At 70.7% G+C, this 24319-nt stretch carries 16 protein-coding genes; 9 read left to right on the forward strand and 7 right to left on the reverse strand.

The window, feature by feature from the left end:
* Positions 1 to 20: 20 nt before the first annotated feature.
* Positions 21 to 764, reverse strand: a complete 744-nt coding sequence (gene otsB / locus ACJ7VY_RS04485) for a trehalose-phosphatase (protein ID WP_312344645.1) — start codon at positions 762 to 764, stop codon at positions 21 to 23.
* A 107-nt stretch (positions 765 to 871) separates the two neighbouring features.
* Positions 872 to 3307, reverse strand: a complete 2436-nt coding sequence (locus ACJ7VY_RS04490) for a TonB-dependent receptor plug domain-containing protein (protein ID WP_104938257.1) — start codon at positions 3305 to 3307, stop codon at positions 872 to 874.
* Between the two features lie 195 nt (positions 3308 to 3502).
* On the opposite strand from ACJ7VY_RS04490, the gene ACJ7VY_RS04495 reads away from it, so the two are divergent.
* From ACJ7VY_RS04495 to clpB, 4 genes are all read left to right on the forward strand, one after another.
* Positions 3503 to 3976 carry a DUF3574 domain-containing protein gene (locus tag ACJ7VY_RS04495; RefSeq protein ID WP_313229224.1) on the forward strand — a complete coding sequence of 158 codons (474 nt, stop codon included), beginning with the start codon at positions 3503 to 3505 and terminating at the stop codon, positions 3974 to 3976.
* Between the two features lie 74 nt (positions 3977 to 4050).
* Complete coding sequence (locus tag ACJ7VY_RS04500) at positions 4051 to 5640, forward strand: hypothetical protein (protein WP_313247533.1); 1590 nt, start codon at positions 4051 to 4053, stop codon at positions 5638 to 5640.
* A 71-nt stretch (positions 5641 to 5711) separates the two neighbouring features.
* Positions 5712 to 6560: a DUF3014 domain-containing protein gene (locus tag ACJ7VY_RS04505; protein WP_313229228.1), complete on the forward strand. Its 849-nt coding sequence runs from the start codon at positions 5712 to 5714 to the stop codon at positions 6558 to 6560.
* Between the two features lie 161 nt (positions 6561 to 6721).
* Positions 6722 to 9304, forward strand: a complete 2583-nt coding sequence (gene clpB / locus ACJ7VY_RS04510; RefSeq protein ID WP_409476783.1) for an ATP-dependent chaperone ClpB — start codon at positions 6722 to 6724, stop codon at positions 9302 to 9304.
* Positions 9305 to 9411: 107 nt separating this feature from the next.
* On the opposite strand, the gene ACJ7VY_RS04515 is transcribed toward clpB, so the two are convergent.
* On the reverse strand, positions 9412 to 11073 hold the full coding sequence (locus tag ACJ7VY_RS04515; protein ID WP_313254366.1) for an alpha/beta hydrolase: 1662 nt from the start codon (positions 11071 to 11073) through the stop codon (positions 9412 to 9414).
* 224 nt (positions 11074 to 11297) lie between these two features.
* Here ACJ7VY_RS04515 and ACJ7VY_RS04520 point away from each other — a divergent pair, with 224 nt between their 5' ends.
* A complete protein-coding gene (locus ACJ7VY_RS04520; RefSeq protein WP_409476439.1) occupies positions 11298 to 12584 on the forward strand; it encodes an O-acetylhomoserine aminocarboxypropyltransferase/cysteine synthase family protein in 1287 nt (428 codons plus the stop codon).
* A 90-nt stretch (positions 12585 to 12674) separates the two neighbouring features.
* On the opposite strand, the gene ACJ7VY_RS04525 is transcribed toward ACJ7VY_RS04520, so the two are convergent.
* A complete protein-coding gene (locus ACJ7VY_RS04525) occupies positions 12675 to 13325 on the reverse strand; it encodes an NAD(P)-dependent oxidoreductase (RefSeq protein ID WP_161614718.1) in 651 nt (216 codons plus the stop codon).
* Positions 13326 to 13447: 122 nt separating this feature from the next.
* Between ACJ7VY_RS04525 and ACJ7VY_RS04530 the strand changes: the two genes are divergently transcribed.
* Complete coding sequence (locus ACJ7VY_RS04530) at positions 13448 to 14353, forward strand: LysR family transcriptional regulator (RefSeq protein ID WP_161614717.1); 906 nt, start codon at positions 13448 to 13450, stop codon at positions 14351 to 14353.
* Positions 14354 to 14376: 23 nt separating this feature from the next.
* Here ACJ7VY_RS04530 and ybaL read toward each other — a convergent pair whose 3' ends face one another.
* Complete coding sequence (gene ybaL, locus ACJ7VY_RS04535) at positions 14377 to 16074, reverse strand: YbaL family putative K(+) efflux transporter (RefSeq protein WP_313254371.1); 1698 nt, start codon at positions 16072 to 16074, stop codon at positions 14377 to 14379.
* A gap of 149 nt (positions 16075 to 16223) precedes the next feature.
* The gene (locus ACJ7VY_RS04540; protein ID WP_409476440.1) at positions 16224 to 18614 is read right to left on the reverse strand and encodes a TonB-dependent receptor plug domain-containing protein; all 2391 of its coding nucleotides are present in this window, start codon (positions 18612 to 18614) and stop codon (positions 16224 to 16226) included.
* Positions 18615 to 18923: 309 nt separating this feature from the next.
* On the opposite strand from ACJ7VY_RS04540, the gene ACJ7VY_RS04545 reads away from it, so the two are divergent.
* Positions 18924 to 20801 carry an ABC-F family ATP-binding cassette domain-containing protein gene (locus tag ACJ7VY_RS04545; protein WP_409476441.1) on the forward strand — a complete coding sequence of 626 codons (1878 nt, stop codon included), beginning with the start codon at positions 18924 to 18926 and terminating at the stop codon, positions 20799 to 20801.
* Positions 20802 to 20829: 28 nt separating this feature from the next.
* Here ACJ7VY_RS04545 and ACJ7VY_RS04550 read toward each other — a convergent pair whose 3' ends face one another.
* The gene (locus ACJ7VY_RS04550) at positions 20830 to 21699 is read right to left on the reverse strand and encodes a LysR substrate-binding domain-containing protein (RefSeq protein ID WP_409476442.1); all 870 of its coding nucleotides are present in this window, start codon (positions 21697 to 21699) and stop codon (positions 20830 to 20832) included.
* Between the two features lie 166 nt (positions 21700 to 21865).
* Between ACJ7VY_RS04550 and bla the strand changes: the two genes are divergently transcribed.
* Both bla and ACJ7VY_RS04560 read left to right on the forward strand, forming a co-directional pair.
* Positions 21866 to 22756 (forward strand): class A beta-lactamase, encoded by an 891-nt coding sequence (bla, locus tag ACJ7VY_RS04555; RefSeq protein ID WP_409476443.1) that lies wholly within the window; start codon positions 21866 to 21868, stop codon positions 22754 to 22756.
* A 70-nt stretch (positions 22757 to 22826) separates the two neighbouring features.
* On the forward strand, positions 22827 to 24074 hold the full coding sequence (locus tag ACJ7VY_RS04560; protein WP_409476444.1) for a cation:proton antiporter: 1248 nt from the start codon (positions 22827 to 22829) through the stop codon (positions 24072 to 24074).
* Positions 24075 to 24319 lie beyond the last annotated feature (245 nt).

Raw genomic sequence — 24319 nt, forward strand, 5'->3', positions numbered from 1 at the left:
CCCGGCACCGCGGTGTGGCATCAGGCCGCGCCCGCGCGCAGCCACGCGTGCATCGCGGCCACATCCGGCAGGGCATGGCGCGCCTGGCTGGGCGAGCGGTCGCCGACCAGGATTCCGTAGCCGCCGAGCCGTGTCGCCGCGGCGAAGCCGTACTCGTCGGTGAGGTCGTCGCCGACGAACACCGGGCGGCGCCCGGCGAAGGGCGGTGCGCGCATCAGCGTGCTCACCGCCGTGCCCTTGTCGTGGCTGGCGGACACCAGTTCGACCACATGGTTGCCCGGTTGCAGGCGGACGCCGGGCAGCCGCGGCAACTGCGCGCGCGCGAAGGCTTCGACCGCGGCTGCGGCATCCGGTGCATTGCGCCAATGCAGCGCCAGGGCCTGGCCCTTGGCTTCCACGCGTACGCCGGGGTGCGCGTGCGCCAGGCGCATTGCCTGCACATGCAGGTCATGCAGCCAGTGGGCGGGGTCGGCGTCTGCCGGCGCGTCGTCGTCGGTGCGGCGCAATTGCGCGCCATGCAGGCCCGCGGCGGGCAAGCGCAGTGGCGCGAACAACTGGTCAAGCTGTGCCAGCGGGCGTCCGCTGACCAGCGCCAGGGCGCCACCGAGGCGTTCGCCGATACGGGCTATCCAGTCGCGCACCTGTGGTGGCAGGCGGACATCTTCGGGTTGTGCCGCGAACCCGACCAGCGTGCCGTCCACGTCAAGGAACAGGGCACAAGCGGGATCCAGCGCGGGGGGCGGGCTGATGGACGCTTTGACCATTTCCCTACCATGCCACGCGGCACGTGAGAGGAAAGTTATCGTTCCGCCGCGGGCGCATGAAGGCGGATGCTGGAAACCGGGCACTGGCCCGGCTTCCAGCCGCCGGGTCAGAACGCGTAGCGCACGCGCCCGTACCAGTACGCGCCGTTGCTGCCGATCGGCGACAACACGTCGTAGGGCAGGTTGCCGAAGTAGTGGATGTCGTCGTTGGAGCGGTCCGGGTAGTTGTCGGTCAGGTTCTGCCCACCGACGGCCACGCTCCACTTCGCGGTGACGCGGTATTCCACTTCCGCATCGAGCTGCCATTCCGCGCCATAGGTCTGGGTCGGCACATAGCCGCCACCGAAATCGAACACGCGTCGCGCGCTGCCATGGCGGCTCAGGCGGCTGCCCAGCGACCAGCGCGCGTCGGCCCAGCTCGCCGCCAGCTGCGCGCGGGTGCGCGGCGCCGCGTCGGTGAGCGTATTGCTTTCCTCCACGCCGAACAGCACGTAGTCCGGGTCCAGCGCCAGCAGCTGCGGCGGCGTGGCCAGCACGTTCTTCAGCTCGGTCCTGGCGTAACTCCAGGTGCCGGTGAGCAGCAGGTCGCCGCCGCCCAGCGTCTGCCGCCAGTTGGCGACGAACTCGGCGCCGCGGGTGCGGGTATCGGCGGCATTGACGAAGTAGTGCGCGCTCTGCAGCCCGCTCACGCCGAAGCGCTGCTGCACGAAATCGGTGAGTGCGTCGCCGGTGATGCTCTCCGACAGCGCGATGCGGTCATCGATGTCGATCTGGAACAGGTCCAGCGACAGGTCCAGGTGGCTGCCGATCTGGCTGGTGAAACCAAGGCTGTAGTTGATCGACTTCTCCGGCTTCAGGTCGCGGGCACCCAGTGCGCGCGCGATCGGGTTGTTCACCGACAGCAGCCGGCCCTGCACCAGCTGGCCGCCGGCGGTGTAGCCGGTGGAGGTGGATTCGAAGCCGGTCTGGCTCAGCGACGGCGCGTGGAAGTTGTTGGAGATGGCGCCGCGCAGCGCGAACGCCGGTGCGAACGCGTAACGTGCGCCGAGCTTGCCGGTGAGCTCGCCGCCGAAGTCCTGGTAATGCTCGTAGCGCGCGGCGAGGTCGGTGGAGAACTTCTCGCCGAAGGTCGAGGACAGGCTGCCATAGGCGCTGAACACGTCGCGGGTGAGGTGGGCCTCGTCCTGTGGGGTCAGGCCGCCGCCGGCCTGCGAGCCGGTGGGGCGATCGGTGTACGCGCCGGCCGCATAGCTGGCCGGGTCGCCGGCGCCGGTCTCGTAGCGTTCGTGGCGCGCTTCCACGCCGAAGCCGAGGCTGTGGCTGTCGTCGGCGCGCACGAAGATGCGACCGACATCGAGGTTGGCCACGGTCTGCTCGAACGCGTAGTCGCCCGTCTTGAAGCGGGTGGGGCTGGCCGGGCCGAGCGAGGCGTTGAGCGAATCGCGCAGGCGGTAGGTGAATTCGTTGCGGCCGTGGTCGAGGCTGGCGTCGTAGTTCCAGTCGCCCCACTGGCCGCGCGCGCCGGCGACCAGCTGCAGGTCCAGGTTCTCGCCTTCGGAAACCGGGCGGTAGCCGTTGGGATACAGCTGCTTCCAGTTGGCTTCGCCGTCCGGGTAGCGGAAGTAATTGGCGCCTTCGGTATCGCGCTGGTTGTAGGTGCCGAACGCATAGGCCTTGGAGGTGGCGCCGAACGGGATTTCGGTGTTGAACCAGGCATTGAGGTCCTTGCTGGCACCGTCGCCCAGGGCGTAGTTGCGCTTGCCGGCCAGGGCCAGGTTGTCCGGGGTCTGCGCCTCCCACGGCGGGATCTGGTCGAAGCCGGCGCGGTTGGTGGCCTCGCGGTTCTTCAGCTCCAGGCCCACGCGCAGGAAGCCGCCCTGGTCGCTCAGCACGGTGCCGACCTTGGCGCTGAAATAGCTCGTCTGGCCATCGGTGAGGGTGCGGCCGATCGGCTTGAGGTCGGTGTGGTGCGCACCGAAGCTGGCCTCGATGGCGCCGCCCTGCGGGGCATCGTCGAGGATCACGTTGATCACCCCGGCCACGGCATCGGAGCCGTACAGCGCGCCGGCGCCGTCGCGCAGGACTTCGATGCGCTTGATCGCGCTGACCGGGATGGCGTTGAAGTCCACCGGCGTGGTGCCCTTGCCGATCTTGCTGTCGGTGTTGACCAGCGCCGAGTTGTGGCGGCGCTTGCCGTTGACCAGCACCAGCACCTGGTCCGGCGACAGCCCGCGCAGCTGCGCCGCGCGCACGTGGTCGGCACCGCCGGAGTTGGACTGCCGCGGGAAGTTGAACGACGGCAGCAGCGCCTGCAGCGCGCTGCCGAGTTCGCCATTGACCACGCCGGCCTTGCGGATGTCCTCGGCGGTGAGCACGTCCACCGGCGAGGTGGATTCCAGGACGGTGCGGTCGCTGGCGCGGGTGCCGGTGACGATCACGGTGTCGAGCGTGGTCGCCGGGGCGGACGCGTCCTGGGCGTAGGCGGGCGAGGACAGTGCCAGCACGACGGCCAGGCCGAGCGGTGCCGGGGAAATACGGGCCATGGGGGAAACTCCGGGGTGATGTGGGGAAGGGGTTTCGGATGCTTTGTTACATTCATCCGGATGGAGCGATATGTTATCTTCGCGTGATGCCGGCGCCCGGTGCAAGCCCCGCGTGGCATCAGCTCATCCGTAAACGTGATATGCCGCTGCAGCGACGGCCACGCCATCCTTGCAGGCTCCTTCCAGAGGTTATCCATGAAGTCGTCCGCTTTGCTGTTCCCGCTGCTGCTGTGCCTGGGCGGGGTTGCCACCGCCGCCGCTCTCGCCGACCCGCCGGCGGCCACCGCCGCGCTGCACGGCGACGCCGCGCGCCCGGCCGAGGGCGCGCACTGGGTGCGCAGCGAGCTGTATTTCGGCGTCGGCCGCGAGGACGGCGACTCCCGCCGCGAACAGACCGACGCCATCAGCGACGCGCAGTGGCGGGCGTTCCTCGACCGCGAGGTGACCCCGCGCTTCCCCGACGGCCTGACCGTGTTCGACGCCTACGGCCAGTGGCTGTTCCGTGGCGCCGCCGGGCCCGAGCGCCTGCGCACCAAGGTGCTGGTGGTGCTGCACGAGGACACGCCGCAGCGCCGCAATGACATCGAGGCGATCCGCCTGGCCTGGAAGCAGGCCACCCATCACCAGTCGGTGTTGTGGGCGCGCCAGGCGGTGGACGTCTCGTTCTGAGCAACGCGCGCCGGGGCAGGGCGTGGCGCCCGCGCCCCGGCGATGGTTTTCCCTTCCTTCCTCCCGGTTCCCGCATGGCTTCCCTTCCCGCTGCCCCGCGCCCACGCTGGTTCGTCGCCGGCGACCTCAACGGCTTCTTCGGCCTGGTGGTCGACAACCTGTCCATCCTCGGTTTCATCGCCATGGCGCTGGTGGGCATCTTCCAGTTCCCCGCCGAGGTGGTGTTCGGGCGCATGTTCCCGGGCACCGCCTTCGGCGTGCTGGTGGGCAACCTGCTGTACACGCTGATGGCGCGGCGCTTGGCCGCGCGCACGGGCCGCGACGACGTCACCGCGATGCCGCTGGGGCTGGATGCCCCGACCAGCATCGGCATGGCGCTGCTGGTGCTGGGGCCGGCGTTCGCCGGCTTCCGCCAGCAGGGCATGGACCCGCAGGCCGCGGCGATCGCCACCTGGCAGTTGGGCATGGCGGCGCTGGTGATCATGGGCCTGCTCAAGCTGGTGCTGTCGTTTTTCGGCGAGGCGGTGACCCGCGCGCTGCCGCGGGCCGCGCTGCTGGGCTCCATCGCCGGCATCGCGCTGGTGCTGATGGGCCTGCTGCCGCTGCTGGAAGCGCTGCGCTCGCCGGTGGCCGGCTTCGTCACCCTGGGGCTGCTGTTGTACGTGCTGGTCGCCAAGGGGCGGCTGCCGGTACGCGCGCCCGGGGTGCTGGTGGCGTTCGTGGTCGGTACCGCGCTGTACTACGGGCTGGGACTGGCGGGGCTGGGCGCGCCGGGCTTCGCCCTGCCGCAGTGGACGCCACCGCAGGTGGTGCTGCCGCTGCCGACGCTGGGCTTCATCGACGGCCTGCCGGCGGCGCTGGACTACCTGCCGCTGCTGCTGCCGTTCGGGCTGCTGATGGTGGTTGGCGGCATCAACGTGTCCGAAAGCGCGCGCGCGGCCGGCGACGACTACCGCACCCGCGACATCCTGCTGGTGGAAGCGGTGGCCACGCTGGTGGCCGGGTGCTGCGGCGGCGTCGCCCAGACCACGCCCTACATCGGCCAGCCGGCCTACAAGCACATGGGCGCGCGCAGCGGCTACACCCTGCTGACCGGACTGTTCGTCGGCATCGGCGGCATGCTCGGGGTGATTTCCGGCCTGGTGCAGTGGCTGCCGCTGGCGGTGCTGGCGCCGATCATCGTGTACGTGGCCATCGACATCACCACCCAGGCGTTCGAGGCCACGCCGAAGCGGCATGCCGCGGCGATGGTGCTCGGCTTCCTGCCCTCGGTGGCGTACCTGCTGGCGATCAAGGCACCGGGCTGGATCGCGCCGGAGCGGCTGGCCGAGCTGACCACCACGCTCGACGGCCACGGGCTGCCGGAGCTGGCGGTGATCTTCACCCTCGGCAACGGCTTCATCATCACCGCGATGCTGTGGATCGCCACGGTGGTGGCGATGATCGAACAGCGTCCGCGGCGCGCGTCGGTCCTGCTGCTGGTCGCCGCGCTGCTGACCCTGTTCGGCCTGATCCACTCGGTGGACCCGCGCGGCGGGGTGTACCTGCCGTGGGCACTGCAGGGGCTGCAGCGCAGCATCAGCTGGCAGTTCGCCGGCGCTTACGTGGCGCTGGCGGCGGTGCTGGCGCTGCTGTCGCTGCAGCGGCCACCGCGGCCCGGCTGAGCCGGCGGGGGAACCCCGCGCGATCGCCCGGGTCACACCCTGGGTGATCGCAACGACGGAGGTGGTTCCCGATGCAGGACAGGAAAGCGGTATGGCCCTGGGCCGTGGCCGGCGTGCTGGTGCTGGGCGGCGCGGGGTGGTGGCTGTTCCGCGATGAGCTGCGCACGGCCATGCCGGCTGCCCCGCCGCGCGCGCTGGCGACGGCCGCCGGCGGCGAGCGCAGCGTGCCGCCGGAGACGCCGCAGACGCCAGCGGCGGCAGCGGGCGCGAGCGCGGCACCGGCGCGATACCCGCTGCCGCGCGATGCGGCCATCGATGCGGCACTGCCGTCGCTGGCGGACAGCGATGCGCGGGTGCGCGAAGACCTCGCCGCGCTGTTCCCGGCGCCGGTGCTGGCGCTGCTGCTGCCCGACCACCGGCTGCAGCGGCTGGTCACCCACATCGACAATCTCGACCAGGCCCGGGTGCCGGCCAGCGCGCTGGCGCTGCGTCCGCTGCCGGGCGACCTGCAGGTCGAAGGCGACGCGGCGTCGGGCATCACCGTGGCCGGCGCCAACGCCGCCCGTTATGCGCCGTACGTGGCGGCCTTCACCGCGGTCGACGCCGATGCGCTGGCGGCGGCCTACATGCGCCTGTATCCGCTGGTGCAGCAGGCGTACCGCGAGCTGGGCCATCCCGGCGGCCAGTTCAACGACCGCGTGGTGGCGGTGATCGACCACCTGCTGCTGACGCCCGAGCCGGCGCGGCCGCCGCTGCTGGAGCGCGACGCGCGCGGCCGCTACCGGTTCGTCGATCCGCAGCTGCAGGCGCGCTCGATCGGACAGAAGGCGCTGTTGCGCCTGGAGGCGGACCAGGCACGCGCGGTGAAGCACCAGCTGCGCGCGATCCGGCGTGCGCTGACACGCGGTGGGCCGGGCTGATTGCGCCCGATCAAGGCGTGGCCGCGGCGTCCCGGGGATACTGCCGGGGCGGGGCGGCCGCGGCTGAACGGGCTCCGGGGGGCGGGCTTGAATCACACCGCCGCAACCGCATCTGAACGAGTATCGCCGGCGACGCCGGCCCCTGATTCGGGATGACCACCATGCGGATGGACAAGCTCACCTCCAACTTCCAGAAAGCCCTGGCCGATGCGCAGTCGCTGGCCGTGGGCCGCGACCACAACATCATCGAACCGGTGCACGTGCTGGCCGCGCTGCTCGACCAGGCCGGGGGCAGCAGCCGGCCGCTGCTGGCCCAGGCCGGGGTCAACGTGCCGCTGCTGCGCGAGCGCCTGGGCGAGGCGCTGGACGCGCTGCCCAAGGTGTCCGGCCAGGCCGGCAACCTGTCGATGGGCAACGACCTGAGCCGCCTGCTCAACGCCACCGACAAGCTGGCCCAGCAGCACAACGACCAGTTCATCGCCAGTGAATGGTTCCTGTTGGCCGCCACCGACGACGGCGGCGCGGCCGGCATGGCGCTGCGCGCGGCCGGTGCCGACCGCAAGAAGCTGGAAGCGGCGATCGACAAGCTGCGCGGCGGCGAGACCGTGCAGAGCGAGAACGCCGAGGAGCAGCGCCAGGCACTGGAGAAGTACACCATCGACCTGACCGCGCGCGCCGAGAGCGGCAAGCTCGACCCGGTGATCGGCCGCGACGAGGAGATCCGCCGCACCATCCAGGTGCTGCAGCGCCGGACCAAGAACAACCCGGTGCTGATCGGCGAACCCGGCGTGGGCAAGACCGCCATCGTCGAGGGCCTGGCCCAGCGCATCGTCAACGACGAGGTGCCCGAGGGCCTGCGCGGCAAGCGCGTGCTGTCGCTGGACATGGGCGCGCTGATCGCCGGCGCCAAGTTCCGCGGCGAGTTCGAGGAGCGCCTGAAGGGCGTGCTCAACGACCTGGCCAAGAACGAGGGCCAGATCATCCTGTTCATCGACGAACTGCACACCATGGTCGGCGCCGGCAAGGCCGACGGCGCCATGGACGCAGGCAACATGCTCAAGCCGGCGCTGGCGCGCGGCGAGCTGCACTGCATCGGCGCGACCACGCTGGACGAATACCGCCAGTACATCGAGAAGGACGCCGCGCTGGAGCGCCGCTTCCAGAAGGTGTTCGTCGGCGAGCCGACGGTGGAGGACACCATCGCCATCCTGCGCGGGCTGAAGGAGCGCTACGCCGTGCACCATGGGGTGGAGATCACCGACCCGGCGATCGTCGCCGCGGCCACGCTGTCCAACCGCTACATCACCGACCGCCAGCTGCCGGACAAGGCCATCGACCTGATGGACGAGGCCGCCTCGCGCATCCGCATGGAGATCGATTCCAAGCCGGAGGAGCTGGACCGCCTCGAGCGCCGCCTGATCCAGCTCAAGATCCAGCGCGAGATGCTGAAGAAGGAGAAGGACGAGGCGTCGCAGAAGCGCCTGGCCGACCTGGAAGCGGATATCGACGGGCTGGAGCGCGAGTTCTCCGATCTCAACGAGATCTGGAAGTCGGAGAAGGCCGCGCTGCAGGGCACCACCAAGATCAAGGAGCAGATCGAGCAGGCGCGGCTGGAGCTGGAAGCGGCGCAGCGCCGCCAGGATTTCGCGCGCATGAGCGAGATCCAGTACGGGCTGCTGCCCAACCTGGAAAAGCAGCTGGCGGCGGCGCAGGAAGTCGAACGCAAGGATTTCAAGCTGGTGCAGGACCGGGTGACCGACGAGGAGATCGCCGAGGTGGTCTCGCGCTGGACCGGCATCCCGGTCAGCAAGATGCTCGAGGGCGAGCGCGACAAGCTGCTGCGCATGGAGGAGATGCTGCACAACCGCGTGGTCGGCCAGGAAGAGGCGATCCGCGTGGTCGCCGATGCGGTGCGGCGTTCGCGCGCTGGGCTGTCCGACCCGAACCGCCCCAGCGGCTCGTTCCTGTTCCTGGGCCCCACCGGCGTGGGCAAGACCGAGCTGACCAAGGCGCTGGCCGATTTCCTGTTCGATTCGTCCGACGCGATGGTGCGCATCGACATGAGCGAGTTCATGGAGAAGCACTCCGTGGCCCGCCTGATCGGCGCGCCCCCGGGCTACGTCGGCTACGAGGAAGGCGGCTATCTCACTGAAGCGGTGCGCCGCCGCCCGTACAGCGTGATCCTGCTGGACGAGGTGGAGAAGGCGCACCCGGATGTGTTCAACATCCTGCTGCAGGTGCTCGACGACGGCCGCCTGACCGACGGCCAGGGCCGCACCGTGGACTTCCGCAACACCGTCATCGTGATGACCTCCAACCTGGGCTCGCACCAGATCCAGGAGTTGAGCGCGGACGATTCGCCGGAGGCGTACCTGCAGATGAAGGCGGCGGTGATGGGCGTGGTGCAGGCGCACTTCCGCCCGGAGTTCATCAACCGGCTGGACGACATCGTCGTGTTCCACCCGCTGGACAAGCAGCAGATCAAGCAGATCGCGCGGATCCAGATGCGCGGCCTGGAGAAGCGGCTGGGCGAGCGTGGCATCCGCATCGAGTTGTCGGACAAGGCCTACGAGTTGCTGGGCAATGTCGGTTTCGACCCGGTGTACGGCGCGCGACCGCTCAAGCGCGCGATCCAGCAGCAGATCGAGAACCCGCTGGCGCAGGAGATCCTGTCCGGCAGGTTCGTCAACGGCGATACGGTGAAGGTGGATGCCGAGGGTGGCCGGTTGGCGTTCGTGAAGTGAGCGCGGGCGGGCTGCGGCCCGCCATCGAGCAGGCGAAGAAGGCGGCCCATGGCCGCCTTCTTCGTTCCGGTGCCGGCACGCTGCGAGGGCGTTACGGCGTTACGGCGTTACGGAGTGACCGCGGCTCCGGCTCCGGCCGGCGCCGGTGCAGGTGCAGGTGCAGGTGCGGGTGCCGTGGGGCGCTTCGCGCCCGGCCGCGCCAGTGCGTACATCTGCCAGGCGATGTCCTTGAGCAGTGCCTGGCGGTCGTCGCCGTCGGCATACAGGTCGAAGTGGGTGCGATCCGGCACGAAGCGGAAATCCGAGCGGGCGCCCACCCCGTCCAGCGCCGCCTTCAGCCGCCGCGCGGCACCGTCCAGGTAGAAGTTGTCGGCGGTACCCACATAGACGTGCAGCTTGCCGTCCAGGTCGGGTTCCAGCCGCGGCCAGTCGCGGCGGATCCGCGCCGCGATGTCGTAGTGCTCGCGCCAGTACGCCACCACCTGCGGGTCGACCCGGCCGGTGCCGCGGTCGAACATCGGCATCGGCCGGCCGTCGGCGCCACGTGGCGAGAACACCCACTCGAACGAGGCCAGCTGGCCACCCACCGGGCCGGTCACTTCCTCCAGTTGCGCGAACTGCTGGAAGCTGGCCACCACCTTGCCCTGGTTGCGCACCAGGGGCCAGGGCTGGCCGTCGGCACGGCGGTAGACGTTGGCACCGGCCGCGTACAGGTCGATGCCGCTGAAGTCGTGGAAATCGCTGGAATCGGGCGCGGTGGCCCAGGCGCCGCCGAACAGCGCCGGGTAACGCACCTGCAGCCACAGCGCGGCCCAGCCGCCGGAGGAATGGCCGTTGAGAAAGCGCCCGGAGGCGTTGCCGTCCATCCGGTAGTCGCGCTCCAGCTGTGGGATCAGCTCCCCGGTCAGGGCCTGGCCCCAGGGGCCGTTGTTGACCGAATCGGCGAATTCGTGGGTGCCGGTCGCGCTGGATTGATCCAGCAGCACCAGGATCATCGGCGGCAGTTCGCCGGCGAGCATGCCCTGGTAGACGCTGGCCGCGGTGCCTACCAGCTTGCGCTGGTTGCCGGTGAAGCCATGGGTGTAATAGACCGCCGGATAGCGCGCCTGCGCGGCGGCATCGTAGCCGGGCGGCAGCACCGCCCAGCCACGCATGTGGATCGGCCGGCCCCAGAATGCGCTCAGCGCCGGGCTGGTGAAATCGATCTCCCGGGTGGCGGCCCTGGCCGCGGGCGCCGCCTGGCGGACGGCCTCGGGAAGGCGTCCGGACAGTTCCCAGGGGTCGCCGGCGGCGGCTTCCCGCTGGTCCAGCAGCAGCGTGACGGTGGCGGCCTCCCTGCCCAGCACCACCCGGGTCGGGGCGCTCAGCAGGTCGTCGTGGCCGCGGCCGGCGTAGTTGTTGTCGCGTTGGGTATCGAGCACCGCCTGCACGTAGTACGTGCCATCGGCCAGCTGCGGGAACGGCGCCGGCCAGGCCAGGGTTTCGGTGTCCACCGGCAGCGCCTGGCCGGGCGCGATGCGGGCAATGTCCATGCCCGCGACGGTGGCGTGGGTGCCGGCGAACAGGCTGGCCTCGACCGCAGGCACCTTGCCGTCCCTGGCGCGTGCTTCGGCGGTTGCGGCCGGCTCGGCGTACAGCAGCAGCCGGCCGGACGCGCCGGCCGTGGCGTCCGCGGGCAACTGCACGCGGATCTGGCCGGCGTGCGCCAGCGCGCACAACGACAGCAGGCCGATGGCATGGACCGCGCGCAGCGGCATCGGAACGGACATGGAGCGCATCGCAGACTCCCGCATCTGTGAGTCCGCAGTGTGCGGCATGCGGACGGCGGGGTAAAACCGGCGTTGGCCGGGCGCCGGCGTGCGCCACGGGATACCCGCTCATGCATCCGGGTTACCGGCTGATCACCACGGATCAGCAGTAACCGTTGCAACCAGCGGCCATGGCCGGCAGCGGCTCGGCTATGGTCATGGGCCACCCCTGCATCGAGCCTGTGATGTCCGCGCCGAACTGGAAGCCCGAAACCATCGCCGTGCACGGCGGCTACCGTCCCGACCCGACCACCCGCGCGGTGGCGGTGCCGATCTACCAGACCGTGGCCTATGCCTTCGACGACACCCAGCACGGTGCCGACCTGTTCGACCTCAAGGTGCAGGGCAACATCTACACCCGGATCATGAACCCCACCACCGACGTGCTGGAGCAGCGCATCGCCGCGCTCGAAGGCGGCGTCGGCGCGCTGGCACTGGCGTCCGGGCAGGCGGCCATCACCTACGCGATCCAGACCATCGCCGAGGCCGGCGACAACATCCTGGCCTCCAGCGCGCTGTATGGCGGTACCTACAACCTGTTCGCGCACACGCTGCCGCAGTTCGGCATCCAGACCCGTTTCGCCGACTACCGCGATCCGCAGGCGTTCGCGGCGCTGATCGATGAGCGCACCAAGGCGGTGTTCGTCGAGTCCATCGGCAACCCGCGCGGCAACATCACCGACATCGAGGCCATCGCCGCGATCGCGCATGCGCACGGCGTGCCGCTGATCGTCGACAACACCGTGGCCACGCCGTACCTGCTGCGCCCGTTCGATTTCGGCGCCGACATCGTGGTGCATTCGCTGACCAAGTACCTGGGCGGGCATGGCACCAGCCTGGGCGGGGCGATCGTCGATTCGGGGCGTTTTCCCTGGGCCGAACACAAGCAACGGTTCCCGCGCCTGAACACGCCGGACGTGAGCTATCACGGCGTGGTCTACACCGAGGCGCTGGGGCCGGCCGCCTACATCGGCCGCGCGCGCGTGGTGCCGCTGCGCAACACCGGCGCGGCGATCTCGCCGTTCAACGCCTTCCAGATCCTGCAGGGCATCGAGACCCTGGCGCTGCGCATGGACCGGATCAACAGCAACACGCTGGCGGTCGCGGCCTTCCTGCAGCGGCACCCGAAGGTGGCGTGGGTGAACTACGCGGCGCTGCCCGACCACCCCGAGCACGCGCTGGTGCGCAAGTACCTGCGCGGCCACGGCTCGGGGGTGCTGACCTTCGGCCTGCCGGGCGGCCGCGAGGCCGGCGCGCGGTTCCTCGACGCGCTGCTGCTGTTCACCCGGCTGGTCAACCTGGGCGACGCCAAGTCGCTGGCCACGCACCCGGCCTCCACCACCCACCGCCAGCTCGACGCGGCCGAGCTGGAAAAGGCCGGGGTGACGCTGGACACGGTGCGGCTGTCGGTCGGCATCGAGCACATCGACGACCTGCTGGCCGACCTGGAACAGGCGCTGGCGCAGGCCTGAGCGCGGTGATCCGCGCGGGCTCCGGCGGTGCCGAAGCGCGCCGGGCCCACCGGCGGCGTTGCCGCGCCGCCGTGCATCGCGCGGGCGGCCTTACCAGGCGATGGTGAAGCGCTGGCGCAGGTGCCGCGGCTGCTCCAGTTCGTCGACCACGGCCACGGCCAGGTCGGCCGGGCTGATGGTGCCGGGGCCGTCGGCGGCCATCAGCGGGGTGTCGCTGCCGGTGCGGTAGCGGCCGGTGCGCGCGGTCGGGCCACCGGCGTGGAAGCCCACCGGCGGGCTGAGGAAGGTCCAGTCCAGTGCGGATTCGCCCTTCAGGTCCTCCAGCGCGTCGCGCGCGGCGCGGGCGCCATCATGGAACGCCGGCGGGAAATCCGGCGTGTCCACCAGCTGCACGCCGTCGGCGGTGTACAGGCTGCCGGCGCCGCCCACCACCAGGTAGCGCTTGACCCCGGCGGCCTTGGTGCCGGCGACGATCGCGCGCGAGCCCTGCATGAAGTCGTGGTAGATGTCCGGGTTGTCCCAGCCGGCGTTGTAGGCGCTGAGCACCGCGTCGCTGCCGGCCACCGCGGCCTGCACCTGCGCGGGGTCCTGCACGTCGGCACGGACCACGCGCAGGTGGTCGCGCGCGGCGAGTTTTTCCGGGTGGCGGGCCAGCGCGGTGACCGCGTGGCCACGCGCCAGCAGTTCCTCGAGCAGGGCGCGGCCGACGAAGCCGGTGGCACCGATCAGGGCGACGTTCATGGCGATTCCTCGTGTGGATGGCAGGCCCACAGTGTCCTCCCGGCGTGGTGGCGGCGGCAGTCCCCGGGGCCCACAATCACCTTGAAGCCGCGCTTCACGATGGCGCGGCGGCAGGAGGGGCAGTGGAGAATCTCAGGCGCATGGCGCTGTTCGCGCAGGTGGTCCGGCACGGCTCGATGAGCGCCGCGGCGCGGGCGCTGGGCATGAGCACGTCGGCGATCAGCCAGCAGGTGCGCGCGCTCGAACAGGAGGCCGGCGTGGCGCTGCTGCACCGTTCGACCCGGCAGCTGTCGCTGACCGACGTCGGCGGCCGCTACTACGCGGCCTGCGCGCGCCTGCTGGATGCCGCCGGCGAGGCCGCGGCCGAGCTGTCGGCGGCGCGCCATGCGCCCAGCGGCGAACTGCGCCTGTCCGCGCCGCTGGGCATGGCCGACCATGTCGGGCCGGCACTGGGGGCGTGGCTGCGCGACCACCCGCAGCTGCGGCTGCACCTGCATTTCGAGGATGGCTGGACCGACCTGGTGCAGGCCCGCATCGACCTGGCGCTGCGCTTCGGCCGGTTGCCGGACAGCGACTGGATGGCGCAGCCGCTGGGGACCCTGCAGCGCTGGGCCTGCGCCGCACCGGACTGGCTGCGGCGGCATGGCCCGCCGGCCGACCCGCTGCAGGTGCCGGCCAGCGAATGGCTGGGCCTGGCCCAGGTGCCCGGGCTGGCGTGGCGGCACCGCGCCTCCGGCCAGGAGCGGCAGGTGCCGGCGCATCCGCGCCTGGTCAGCCACAACCAGCCGGCGGTGCGCCAACTGTGCGTGTCCGGACTGGGCGTGGCGGTGCTGACCAGCCTGGACGTCATGCCGCTGCTGGCCGACGGCCGGCTGCTGCGGCTGCTGCCCGACTGGGACATCCCTGCGCTGCCGGTGTGGGCGGTGACCCCGCACCGGCAGACCCAGCCGGCCAAGGTGCGCCAGGCGATCGAACGGCTGGGCGATTACCTGGCGCGCCTTCCCGGCGCCGTCGCTGGCGCGGCCTGAGCGCTCCCGGCGGCGCGGGGCCGTCAGTGGGCGGTGGCGCCCACGCGCAGCGCCCGGTACGGCGGCGTAGCCATGACCATTTCCGCCAGCGAGTGCGCCAGCTCGCGCTCGGCCAGCACCGTGCCGTCGGCGCCGTGCTCGAGCAGGTGCTTGACCTCGGCATCGCTGTGCGCGCGCGCCAGCAGGGTCAGGTTGGGGTTGATCGCGCGCAGCTTGGCCAGCGCTTCGCCGGCCTCCAGCGGCTGCGGGATGGCGAGGATGGCGATGCTGGCGCGTTCCGGATGGGCTTCGGCCAGCACCAGGTCGGCGGCGGCGCTGCCGCGGATGCCGGGAATGCCGGCGGCGTGCGCGCGCTCGACATGGTCGCGGTTGTCGTCGATCACCAGCACCGGCACGCCGCGGTCGCGCAGGACCTGCGCCAGGGTGCTGCCGACCCGGCCATAGCCGATGACGATGGCGTGGTCGTGCAGGTCCAGCGACGGCCCGGGCGGGATGTCCGGTGCTTCCGGCACCGGCAGGGCTTCCTTGTGCCGCGCCTGCCAGCGGTCGAGCAGGCCGAACACCAGCGGGTTGAGCATGATCGACACCAGCGCGCCGGCCAGCACCAGCGACTGCCCGGTGCCGGGCAGGATCTTCAGCGCGACGCCAAGCCCGGCGATGATGAAGGCGAACTCGCCGATCTGTGCCAGCGACGCGGAAATGGTCAGCGCGGTGGCCTTGGAATGGCCGAACGCGCGCACGATGAAGAACGCCGCGGCCGACTTGCCGAACATGATGATCGCCACCGTGGCCAGCACCTGCCACGGGTGCTCGACCACGATCATCGGGTCGAACAGCATGCCCACCGAGACGAAGAACAGCACCGCGAACGCATCGCGCAGCGGCAGCGAATCGTGCGCCGCCTTGTGGCTCAGCTCGGACTCGTTGAGCATCATGCCGGCGAAGAACGCGCCCAGCGCGAACGACACCCCGAACAGCGCGGCCGCGCCGAATGCCACGCCCAGCGCGATGGCCAGCACCGCCAGGGTGAACAGTTCGCGCGAACCGGTACCGGCGATGCGCTCCAGCACCCACGGGATCACCCGGCGCCCGACCAGCAGCATCACCGCCACGAACAGGCCCAGTTGCACGAAGGTCCAGCCGATCGACGCCAGCACGCTGCCGAGGCTGTGGCTGCGGCCCTGCGCCTCGGGGCCGAACACCCCGGCGATCACCGGCATCATCACCAGCGCCAGCACGCAGGCCAGGTCCTCGACGATCAGCCAGCCCACCGCGATCTTGCCGCGGGTGGTCTCCAGCAGGCGGCGTTCCTCCATGGCCCGCAACAGCACCACGGTCGAGGCGGTGGCCAGCGAGAAGCCGAAGATCACCCCGTGCAGCGGCGGCCAGCCCATCAGCGTGGCCACGCCCCAGCCGAGTACCGTGGCCACCGCGATCTGGCCGATGGCGCCGGGAATGGCGATGGCCTTCACCGCCATCAGGTCCTTGAGCGAGAAATGCAGGCCGACGCCGAACATCAGCAGCATCACCCCGATCTCGGCCAGCTGGTTGGCCAGCGCCTGGTCGGCGACGAAGCCCGGCGTGAACGGCCCGACCACCACCCCCGCGACCAGATAGCCCACCAGCGGCGACAGCCGCAGCCGGTTGGCCAGGGCGCCAAGCACGAAGGCCAGGCCCAGGCCGATGGCGATCATGTTGATCAGGGCGGTGTCATGGTGCATCGGAACTCGCAGGCAGGGGGGGTGGGACGATTCTACGGGTGCCTCCGGCGCAGACAAGGAAACCGCGCGGAAAACACGGTGTCGCGCGCGGAAAAGCAAATGCCCCGGTTTCCCGGGGCATTTGCCGACGCCTCAGGCGCGCGCGCCGCTTACCACTTGTAGCCGATGCGGCCGTAGACATAGGCGCCGTTGAAGCCGGCCGGCGCGTAGTTGCTGTACGGCATCTGGCCCCAGGCGTTGACGCTGGTGAACGCGGGGTTGACCTTGTCCGGGTGCGAATCGAGCACGTTGTCCGCGCCCACGGTCAGCGTCCACTGCGCGCTCGGCTTGAAGCTGGCCGACACGTCCAGCACCCACTGCGGGTCGTAGCTCTGGTCGAACGCCGGGTTGGTCTGGCGCACGGTGAAGCGGCCATAGCGGGTGGCGTTGAGGCCCACGCTCCAGCGGTCCGCGCTCCAGGTGCCGCCGACGATGGCCTTGTCACGCGGGAAGGCGTCCTCCAGCCGGCCGATCTCGTCGCGGCCCACCAGCGGCGTGGTCAGGCCCAGCCCGGTCAGCACGGCCGGCGATGGCGCCAGCCGCTTCACCTCGGTGGTGTTGTAGCTGTAGCTGGCGGTCAGGTCCAGGGCGCTGGCGGCCAGCGGGATGTTGTAGCTGCCGACCACGTCCACGCCGCGGGTGCGGGTATTGGCGGCGTTGTTGAAGTAGCGGAAGGCGGTGACGTTGTTGATCCCCAGCGAGGTCAGCAGGGCGTTGGTCGCCGGGTTGGTGTTGATGGTGGACGACAGCAGGATGCGGTCGTCGATGTCGATCTGGAACGCATCGACGGTCAGGTACAGGCGCTCGGCCGGCTGCAGCACCAGGCCCAGGCTGTAGGAGGTGGAGGTTTCCGCCTGCAGCGGCCTGGAACCCAGCGCCTGCGCCACGACGCTGGTGGCCGGGAAGGTGCCCGACTCGACGAACACGCCGTTGGAGTAGTTGCTGGTGATGACCTGGTAGCTCTGCTGCGCCAGCGACGGTGCGCGGAAGCCGTTGGAAACGGTGGCGCGCAGCGCCACGGTGTCGCTGAACGCATAGCGGGCCGACAGCTTGCCCGAGGTCTTGCTGCCGAAATCCGAGTAGTCCTCGTAGCGCACGGTGGCGCCGGCCGACAGCCTGTCGGTCAGGTCGGCTTCGAGGCCGGCGTACAGCGCGTAGTTGTGGCGGTCGGCGTGCACCGCGTTGATCGGGGTGAAGCCGCCGAAACCCTGCGCGCCGCTGCCGAAATAGGAGTTCGGTTCGCCCGGCGACTGGTTCCACTTCTCCTGCCGGTACTCGGCGCCGAAGGACAGCGTCACCGGGTAGGCCAGGCCCCAGTCCAGCGCCTGCGAGAAATCGGCATTGACGATGTTGTGGGTGTATTCCAGCGCGCCGTCACGGAAGCGGGTGGGGCTGGTGGCGCCCAGCGCGTAGTTCATCGTGTTGTCGGTGGCGAAATCGATGCGGCTGTAGCCGTAGTTGTAGCTCACGTCCCAGTTGAGCCCGCCTTCGCTGCTGCCCTTCAGGCCGGCGACCAGCGAACGGTCCTTGAGGTACTGGTTGATCTCCGGGACGAAGCCGTCCGGGTAGAGCAGCTTGGTCGCGGCGTTGTGGTTGCGCGAGCGGTAGAACGCGAACGAGGTGATGTCGCGGTTGCTGGCGATGGCCGTGGCGTAGCCATGCAGGCTGTCGCTGAAGTCGAAGCCGGCATTGGCCGACACGGCGCGGGTGTCCACTTCCGGGTCGCCGACCACGAACGCCTTCACGCCCACGCCCGGGTAGTTGCCGGTGTTCGGCGTCGGGTTGCCCGGCAGGCCGTAGGCGTTGAACGGGCCGGCGCGGTTGGTGCGGTCCTGGTGCGAGAGCTGGCCGGCGAAATGCACCGTGCCGCGGCCGTCGGCGAAGCTGACGCCGGTATCGCCGGAGAGCTGGTACTGGGTACCGTCGCCGGCCGAGTACTGGCCCAGGTCCAGCGCCAGGCTGCCGCCCTTGCCGGCGCCCTTGAGCACGATGTTGACCACCCCGGCGATGGCGTCCGAGCCGTACTGGGCCGAGGCGCCGTCGCGCAGCACTTCCACGCGCTCGATCGCCGCCACCGGGATGGTGTTCAGGTCCACGGCCGAGGAGCCGCGGCCCATGCTGCCGTTGACGTTGAGCTGGCCGGACAGGTGCCGGCGCTTGCCGTTGACCAGGATCAGCACCTGGTCCGGCGACAGCCCGCGCAGCTGCGCCGGACGCACGCCGCTGGTGCCGTCGGTCAGCGCCGGGCGCGGGAAGTTGAGCGAGGGCAGGGCGCGCGACAGCGCGGTGGCCAGCTCGGTCGAGCCGGTGGCCTGCAGGACCTCGGGGGTGATGATGTCGATCGGCGACTGCGATTCGGCCACGGTGCGGTCGGCCACGCGGGTGCCGGTGACGATCACGGTGTCGAGCGTCTGCGCGCCGGACTGGGCGAAGGCGGGGGCAACCGGGAGGCCGAGGGCGATGGCGACGGCAACGGCGAGCGTACTGGACTTGCGGTTCATCTGTTTGCAGCTCCGGTATGAAGGGGCGGCACCTGCGGCGACGGAAGGTCCGTCACGGTGGGGGTGGTGCGGTGCGCCATCATGGATTAATGGAATTTTTACGTTGTGTCAAATGCCGCGGCGCCTGCCTATATCGTTGCTTTTGAAAGCATTTCGACCGGAATGCGCGGCGCGGGCGGTGGCGGGGGAGGGCGACCCGCGGGGTGATCCGTGCGCGGGAAGCGTCAGTCAAGTATTCGTTAACGCTAGAATCGCGTCGCAGGAATGTTGCTTAGGTGCACATTCCGTTTCGTTATAACGGACCCCCTCATGATTTCCCTTCGTAATTTCGCCCTGCGCCGGGGCGAGCGCCTGCTGTTGTCCAACGTCGACCTCACCCTGCATGCCGGCTACCGCGTGGGCGTGGTGGGGCGCAACGGCGCCGGCAAGTCCAGCCTGTTCGCCGCGGTGCGCGGCGAGCTGGAAGCCGACAAGGGGGACGTGTCGCTGCCGGGGAAGATCCGCATCGCCGACGTGGCCCAGGAAACCCCGGCGCTGCCCGACCGCGCCATCGACTTCGTGCTCGGCGGCGACGACGTGGTGGCCGCGGTGCTGGCCGAGGAAGCCGCGGCGACCGCGCGCGAGGACTGGGAAGCGGTCGCCGACGCGCACCAGAAGATGGCCGAGCTGGGCGCGTACGACGCCGAGGCGCGCGCCGGCAGGCTGCTGCATGGCCTGGGCTTCCCGGCCGAGACCCACGCCCGCCCGGTGGCGGCGTTCTCCGGCGGCTGGCGCGCGCGCCTGAACCTGGCGCGCGCGCTGATGATGCCCAGCGACCTGCTGCTGCTCGACGAACCCACCAACCACCTCGACCTGGACGCGGTGTACTGGCTGGAACAGTGGCTGCTCAAGTACCCGGGCACGCTGCTGCTGATCTCGCACGACCGCGAATTCCTCGACAACGTCGCCACCCACACCCTGCACCTGCACGGCGGCAGCGCGCGGCTGTACACCGGCGGTTACACCGATTTCGAGCGCCAGCGCGCCGAACACCTGCGCCAGCAGCAGATCGCGCACGAAAAGGAACAGGCCGAGCGCGCCCACCTGCAGAGCTTCATCGACCGCTTCAAGGCGCAGGCCAGCAAGGCCACCCAGGCGCAGAGCCGGATGAAGCGCCTGGCCAAGATGACCGGTACCGAGGCGGTGCGCGCCGAGCGCGAATTCCGCATCGAGTTCTCCGAGCCGGCCAAGCTGCCCTTCTCGCTGATCCGCCTGAACCACGTCGCGGCCGGCTACGGCCAGGACGCGGTGATCCTGAAGGATGTCGGCTTCGGCCTGGAGGCGGGCCAGCGCGTGGGCCTGCTCGGCCCGAACGGCGCCGGCAAGACCACCCTGGTCAAGACCCTGGTGGGCGACCTGCCGCCGCTGGCCGGCGAGCGCAGCGCGCACCCGGACATGAAGATCGGCTACTTCGCCCAGCACACGGTGGAGTCGCTGCGCGAGGGCGCCACGCCGATGGACCACTTCCGCGAGATCGACCCGGACGGCGTCAACCAGAACTTCCGCGACTTCCTCGGCAAGTGGAACTTCCCCGGCGACCGCGCGTTCGAGCCGGTGGACGGTTTCTCCGGCGGCGAGCGCGCACGTCTGGCGCTGGCGCTGATCGCCTGGCAGCAGCCCAACGTGCTGCTGCTCGACGAGCCGACCAACCACCTCGATCTTGAAATGCGCGAGGCGCTGGCCGAGGCGCTGAGCGTGTTCGAGGGCGCCATCGTCATGGTCTCGCACGACCGCCACCTGATCGGCCTAGTCTGCGACACCTTCTGGCGCGTGGCCGACGGCGTGGTCGAGCCGTTCGCCGGCGACCTCGACGAGTACGCCGCGTGGCTGCGCACCCGCGCCAGCGCGCAGGGCGCGCGCAGCAAGGCCGACCGCGCCGACAAGGGCGCAAAGCCGGCCGAACCGGCGCCTGCGCCGGCGGCCGCGCCGCCGGTGCAGGCAAAGAAGCCGGTCAACCCGCACAAGCTGGAGGCGGCCGAGAAGAAGGTCGAGCAGCTGAGCGCGGCGCTGGCCGATATCGACCGCCAGCTGGCCGACCCGGGCAACTACGCCGATGCGGCGAAGATGGGCCGGCTCGGCAGCGAGCGCGAGGTGCTCGCGCAGCAGCTGGAGCAGGCCGAAGCGGCGTGGATGGAACTGCTCGACTAGGCGCCGCGGTCGGCCACCGGGTCGGCCGCTATGCCTGGCCCTGCGCCTGCAGCCACTGGCGGAAGCGCCGCAGTGGCTCGCGTTCTTCGCGCGAGCGCAGCCGCGTGAGCCAGTAACGGCCCAGCGACAGGGCCTGCGCGAAGGGCTGCAGCAGGCGCCCATCGGCCAGGTCCTGCTCGAACATGCGCAGCGGCAGCAGCGCCACCCCGGCACCCGCCGCGGCGGCGCTGGCCAGGGCCAGCGAGGAATCGAACACCGGTCCGCGCGCTTCCACCCCGGCCACCCCCGCGGCCTGCAGCCAGCACGGCCATTCGTCGTTGCGGTAGGAGCGCAGCAACGGCACCCCCGCCAGGTCGCGCGGCTGTCGCAGGCGCCGCGCCAGCGTGGGCGCGCAGACCGGCGCGAACGGCGCATCGAGGATCGGCGTGCAGGCCTGGCCCTGCCAGTCGCCGTTGCCGAAGCGGATCGCCAGGTCCAGCCCTTCGCCGGCCAGGTCGATGCGGTTGTTGTGGGTCTGCAGGCGCAGTTCGATATCCGGGTGCGCGGCCTCGAAATCGCCCAGCCGCGGCAGCAGCCAGCCGGTGGCGAAGGTGCCGACCACGCCCACCGTGAGTACTTCGCGGAAACGGCCGCCGGCGAAGCGGTCCAGGGCGATGGCGATGCGGTCGAACGCCTCGGTGAGCACCGGCTGCAGCGCCGCGCCCTCGTCGGTGAGCGCCACCCCGCGTGGCAACCGGTGGAACAGCGTGACCTGCAGGCGGTCTTCCAGGGTGCGGATCTGGTGGCTCAGCGCGGCCTGGCTGACGCACAGCTCCAGCGCCGCGCGGGTGAAGTTGAGGTGGCGCGCGGCCGCCTCGAAGGCGCGCAGGGCGTTGAGCGGCAGCTGGGGGCGGATCATGCCTGAGCCATGAAAGTGGGTGATGGGTGGCCCCATTATTCCCGCACGGAAGGCCGGAATTTCTGGCGTCGCCACAAATAAACCTGATGGCTGCCGATGGTTTTTCGTGCTGGTGGGCGACACGCGCGGCTTTCCATAATCGCGGCCACCCCGCAGGGAGCACCGCATGATCGCCCGCCGCCCGTTCATCGCCCTCGCCGGCGCCGCCCTTGCCGGGATCGTCGCCGGCCCCGTACTGGCACGCACCGCCAGGGCAGTGGCGCGCAGCCCCGCGACGCCCGGCTTCGACGCACTGGAGGCCGAAAGCGGCGGGCGCCTGGGCGTGTGCCTGTGGCATCCGGCCAGCGGGGCCCGCTTCGGCCAGCGCATGGACGAGCGTTTCCCGATGTGCAGCACCTTCAAGTTCCTGCTGGTCGCCGCGGTCCTGCACCGGGCCGCGCAGGGCCGTCTGTCGCTGGACCGGCGGGTACCGGTGCGGGCCTCGGACCTGCTCGCCCATTCGCCGGTGAGCGCGCGCCATGTCGACAAGGACCTGGGCGTGCGCGACCTGTGCCGGGCGACGCTGACCACCAGCGACAACGCCGCCGCCAACCTGCTGTTGCCGCTGGTCGACGGACCGGCCGGGTTGACCGCGTTCCTGCGCGCGCAGGGCGACGCGGTGACCATCGCCGCGCGTTACGAGCCCGACGCCAACCGCTTCGCCGCCGACGACCCGCGCGACACCACCAGCCCGGCGGCCATGGCCGGCAACCTGCAGCGTTTCGTATTCGGGCACGCGCTGGACGCGGCGTCGCGCCGGCAACTGGCCGATTGGCTGATCGACAACCAGACCGGCGACGCGCGCCTGCGCGCGGGGCTGCCGGCGGGCTGGCGGGTGGGCGACAAGACCGGCAGCAACGGCCGCGACACCAGCAACGACATCGCCGTGCTGTGGCCGCTGCGTGGTGGTAGCCCCTGGGTGCTGGCGGTTTTCCTGCAGGGTTCGGTGCTGGACGACGCGGGGCGCGACGCCATCGTGCGCCGGGTCGGCGAACAGGCGGCCACGTACCTGGGATGAGCCGTGGCGGTGTGCCGGCGTCAGCGCCGCGTGTACCCTGTGCGCCAGTTGGGGAAAGGAAACCGGGCGCATGAGCCGCGAGCTGGTCTACCTGTTGTTGATCTTCGCGCTGCTGGTGATTCCGCGCGCACTGCAGCGCTTCTGCGTACCGGCGCCGCTGACCTGCCTGGTGTTCGGCATCGGCGTGATGCTGTGGCTGGGCGATGGCGCGCACGACCCGGTGGTGGGGCTGCTGGCCACGCTGGGCATTTCCTCGCTGTTCCTGTTCGCCGGCCTCGAGGTGGACCTGAAGGACCTGCGGCGCGGCATGTGGCCTTTGCTGGTACACCTGCTGATCCGCAGCCTGACCCTGGCCGGGGTGGCCTGGCTGGGCTGGCGCTACGGCGGCCTGCAGTGGCAGGCGGCGGGGTTGCTGGCGCTGGCGCTGCTGACGCCATCGACCGGCTTCATCATGGATTCGCTCGCGCGCCTGGGGCTGGACGAGGCGGAACGGTTCTGGGTGAGCAGCAAGGCCATCGCCGGTGAACTGCTGGCGCTGGCGGCGCTGTTCGTGGTGCTGCAGGCCGGCGATCCCGCGCACATGGCGCTGTCCAGCTTGGTGCTGCTGGCGATGATGGTCGGCCTGCCGCTGCTGTTCGTCGGCCTCGGCCGCTGGGTGGCGCCGCATGCACCGGGCTCGGAGTTCTCGCTGCTGGTGATGGTCGGCCTGCTCGCGGCCTACATCACCTATTCGCTGGGCGTGTACTACCTGGTGGGCGCCTTCATCGCCGGGCTGGTCGCGCGCCTGCTGCAGCAGCGCATGCCACTGCTGGCCTCGCACGAGAACCTGCACGCGCTGCGCCTGTTCGCCTCCTTCTTCGTCCCGTTCTACTTCTTCAATGCCGGCACCAAGGTGCCCGGCGACGCGCTCAGCTTCGAGGCGCTGGGGCTGGGCGTGGTGATCACCCTGGTGGTGCTGCCGCTGCGCATCGCGGTGGTCTGGCTGCAGCGGCGGGTGCTGTTCGGCGAGAGCTTCATGTCCAGCCTGCGGGTGTCGCTGGCGTTGTCGCCGACCCTGATCTTCACCCTGGTGCTGGCCGGCATCATGCGCGAACGCTTCGACGCCCCGGCGGTGCTGTACGGCGCGCTGCTGCTGTATGCGGCGTTGAACACGCTGCTGCCGTCGCTGGTGCTGCGCGCGCCGCTGAGCGTGGATCCGCTGGGCAAGGACATCGCGCACGATGCCGACGTGGCGGGGCAGCCACCCGCGCCGCCGCCGGCAGGCACCGACCGGCCGGTGCTGATCGACGGCGCGCGGCCGCCCTCCGGCCGGGCGTGAGGTTTCATGGTCGTTCCCCGCTGGCCGGGGAAGGATGCTGATCCCGCCCGCCGCGGTTTCCATTCCCGCGAAGGCAACACCATGCACAGGAAGGTACGCCCGACCCGAAGGGGGGAGAGGTCGGGTCCGGGCAACGCGCCGACACGGTTGCCCGGGGGCCGCGGATTCCCGCGACGATGGTGCGCAAGGGGGGCATCAGGCCGGCGACGGCCCGCCGGATCGCCGCCGCCCGAACGTTGCCGCGC

The organism is Stenotrophomonas sp. Y-13 (assembly GCF_046267925.1).
Taxonomy (GTDB): domain Bacteria; phylum Pseudomonadota; class Gammaproteobacteria; order Xanthomonadales; family Xanthomonadaceae; genus Stenotrophomonas; species Stenotrophomonas acidaminiphila_A.

Bases quoted from the DNA above. Each gene is read 5' to 3' on its own strand.
- otsB (WP_312344645.1), bottom strand. From the start codon at position 764: ATGGTCAAAGCGTCCATCAGCCCGCCCCCCGCGCTGGATCCCGCTTGT.
- ACJ7VY_RS04490 (WP_104938257.1), bottom strand. From the start codon at position 3,307: ATGGCCCGTATTTCCCCGGCACCGCTCGGCCTGGCCGTCGTGCTGGCA.
- ACJ7VY_RS04495 (WP_313229224.1), top strand. From the start codon at position 3,503: ATGAAGTCGTCCGCTTTGCTGTTCCCGCTGCTGCTGTGCCTGGGCGGG.
- ACJ7VY_RS04500 (WP_313247533.1), top strand. From the start codon at position 4,051: ATGGCTTCCCTTCCCGCTGCCCCGCGCCCACGCTGGTTCGTCGCCGGC.
- ACJ7VY_RS04505 (WP_313229228.1), top strand. From the start codon at position 5,712: ATGCAGGACAGGAAAGCGGTATGGCCCTGGGCCGTGGCCGGCGTGCTG.
- clpB (WP_409476783.1), top strand. From the start codon at position 6,722: ATGCGGATGGACAAGCTCACCTCCAACTTCCAGAAAGCCCTGGCCGAT.
- ACJ7VY_RS04515 (WP_313254366.1), bottom strand. From the start codon at position 11,073: ATGTCCGTTCCGATGCCGCTGCGCGCGGTCCATGCCATCGGCCTGCTG.
- ACJ7VY_RS04520 (WP_409476439.1), top strand. From the start codon at position 11,298: ATGTCCGCGCCGAACTGGAAGCCCGAAACCATCGCCGTGCACGGCGGC.
- ACJ7VY_RS04525 (WP_161614718.1), bottom strand. From the start codon at position 13,325: ATGAACGTCGCCCTGATCGGTGCCACCGGCTTCGTCGGCCGCGCCCTG.
- ybaL (WP_313254371.1), bottom strand. From the start codon at position 16,074: ATGCACCATGACACCGCCCTGATCAACATGATCGCCATCGGCCTGGGC.
- ACJ7VY_RS04540 (WP_409476440.1), bottom strand. From the start codon at position 18,614: ATGAACCGCAAGTCCAGTACGCTCGCCGTTGCCGTCGCCATCGCCCTC.
- ACJ7VY_RS04545 (WP_409476441.1), top strand. From the start codon at position 18,924: ATGATTTCCCTTCGTAATTTCGCCCTGCGCCGGGGCGAGCGCCTGCTG.
- ACJ7VY_RS04550 (WP_409476442.1), bottom strand. From the start codon at position 21,699: ATGATCCGCCCCCAGCTGCCGCTCAACGCCCTGCGCGCCTTCGAGGCG.
- bla (WP_409476443.1), top strand. From the start codon at position 21,866: ATGATCGCCCGCCGCCCGTTCATCGCCCTCGCCGGCGCCGCCCTTGCC.
- ACJ7VY_RS04560 (WP_409476444.1), top strand. From the start codon at position 22,827: ATGAGCCGCGAGCTGGTCTACCTGTTGTTGATCTTCGCGCTGCTGGTG.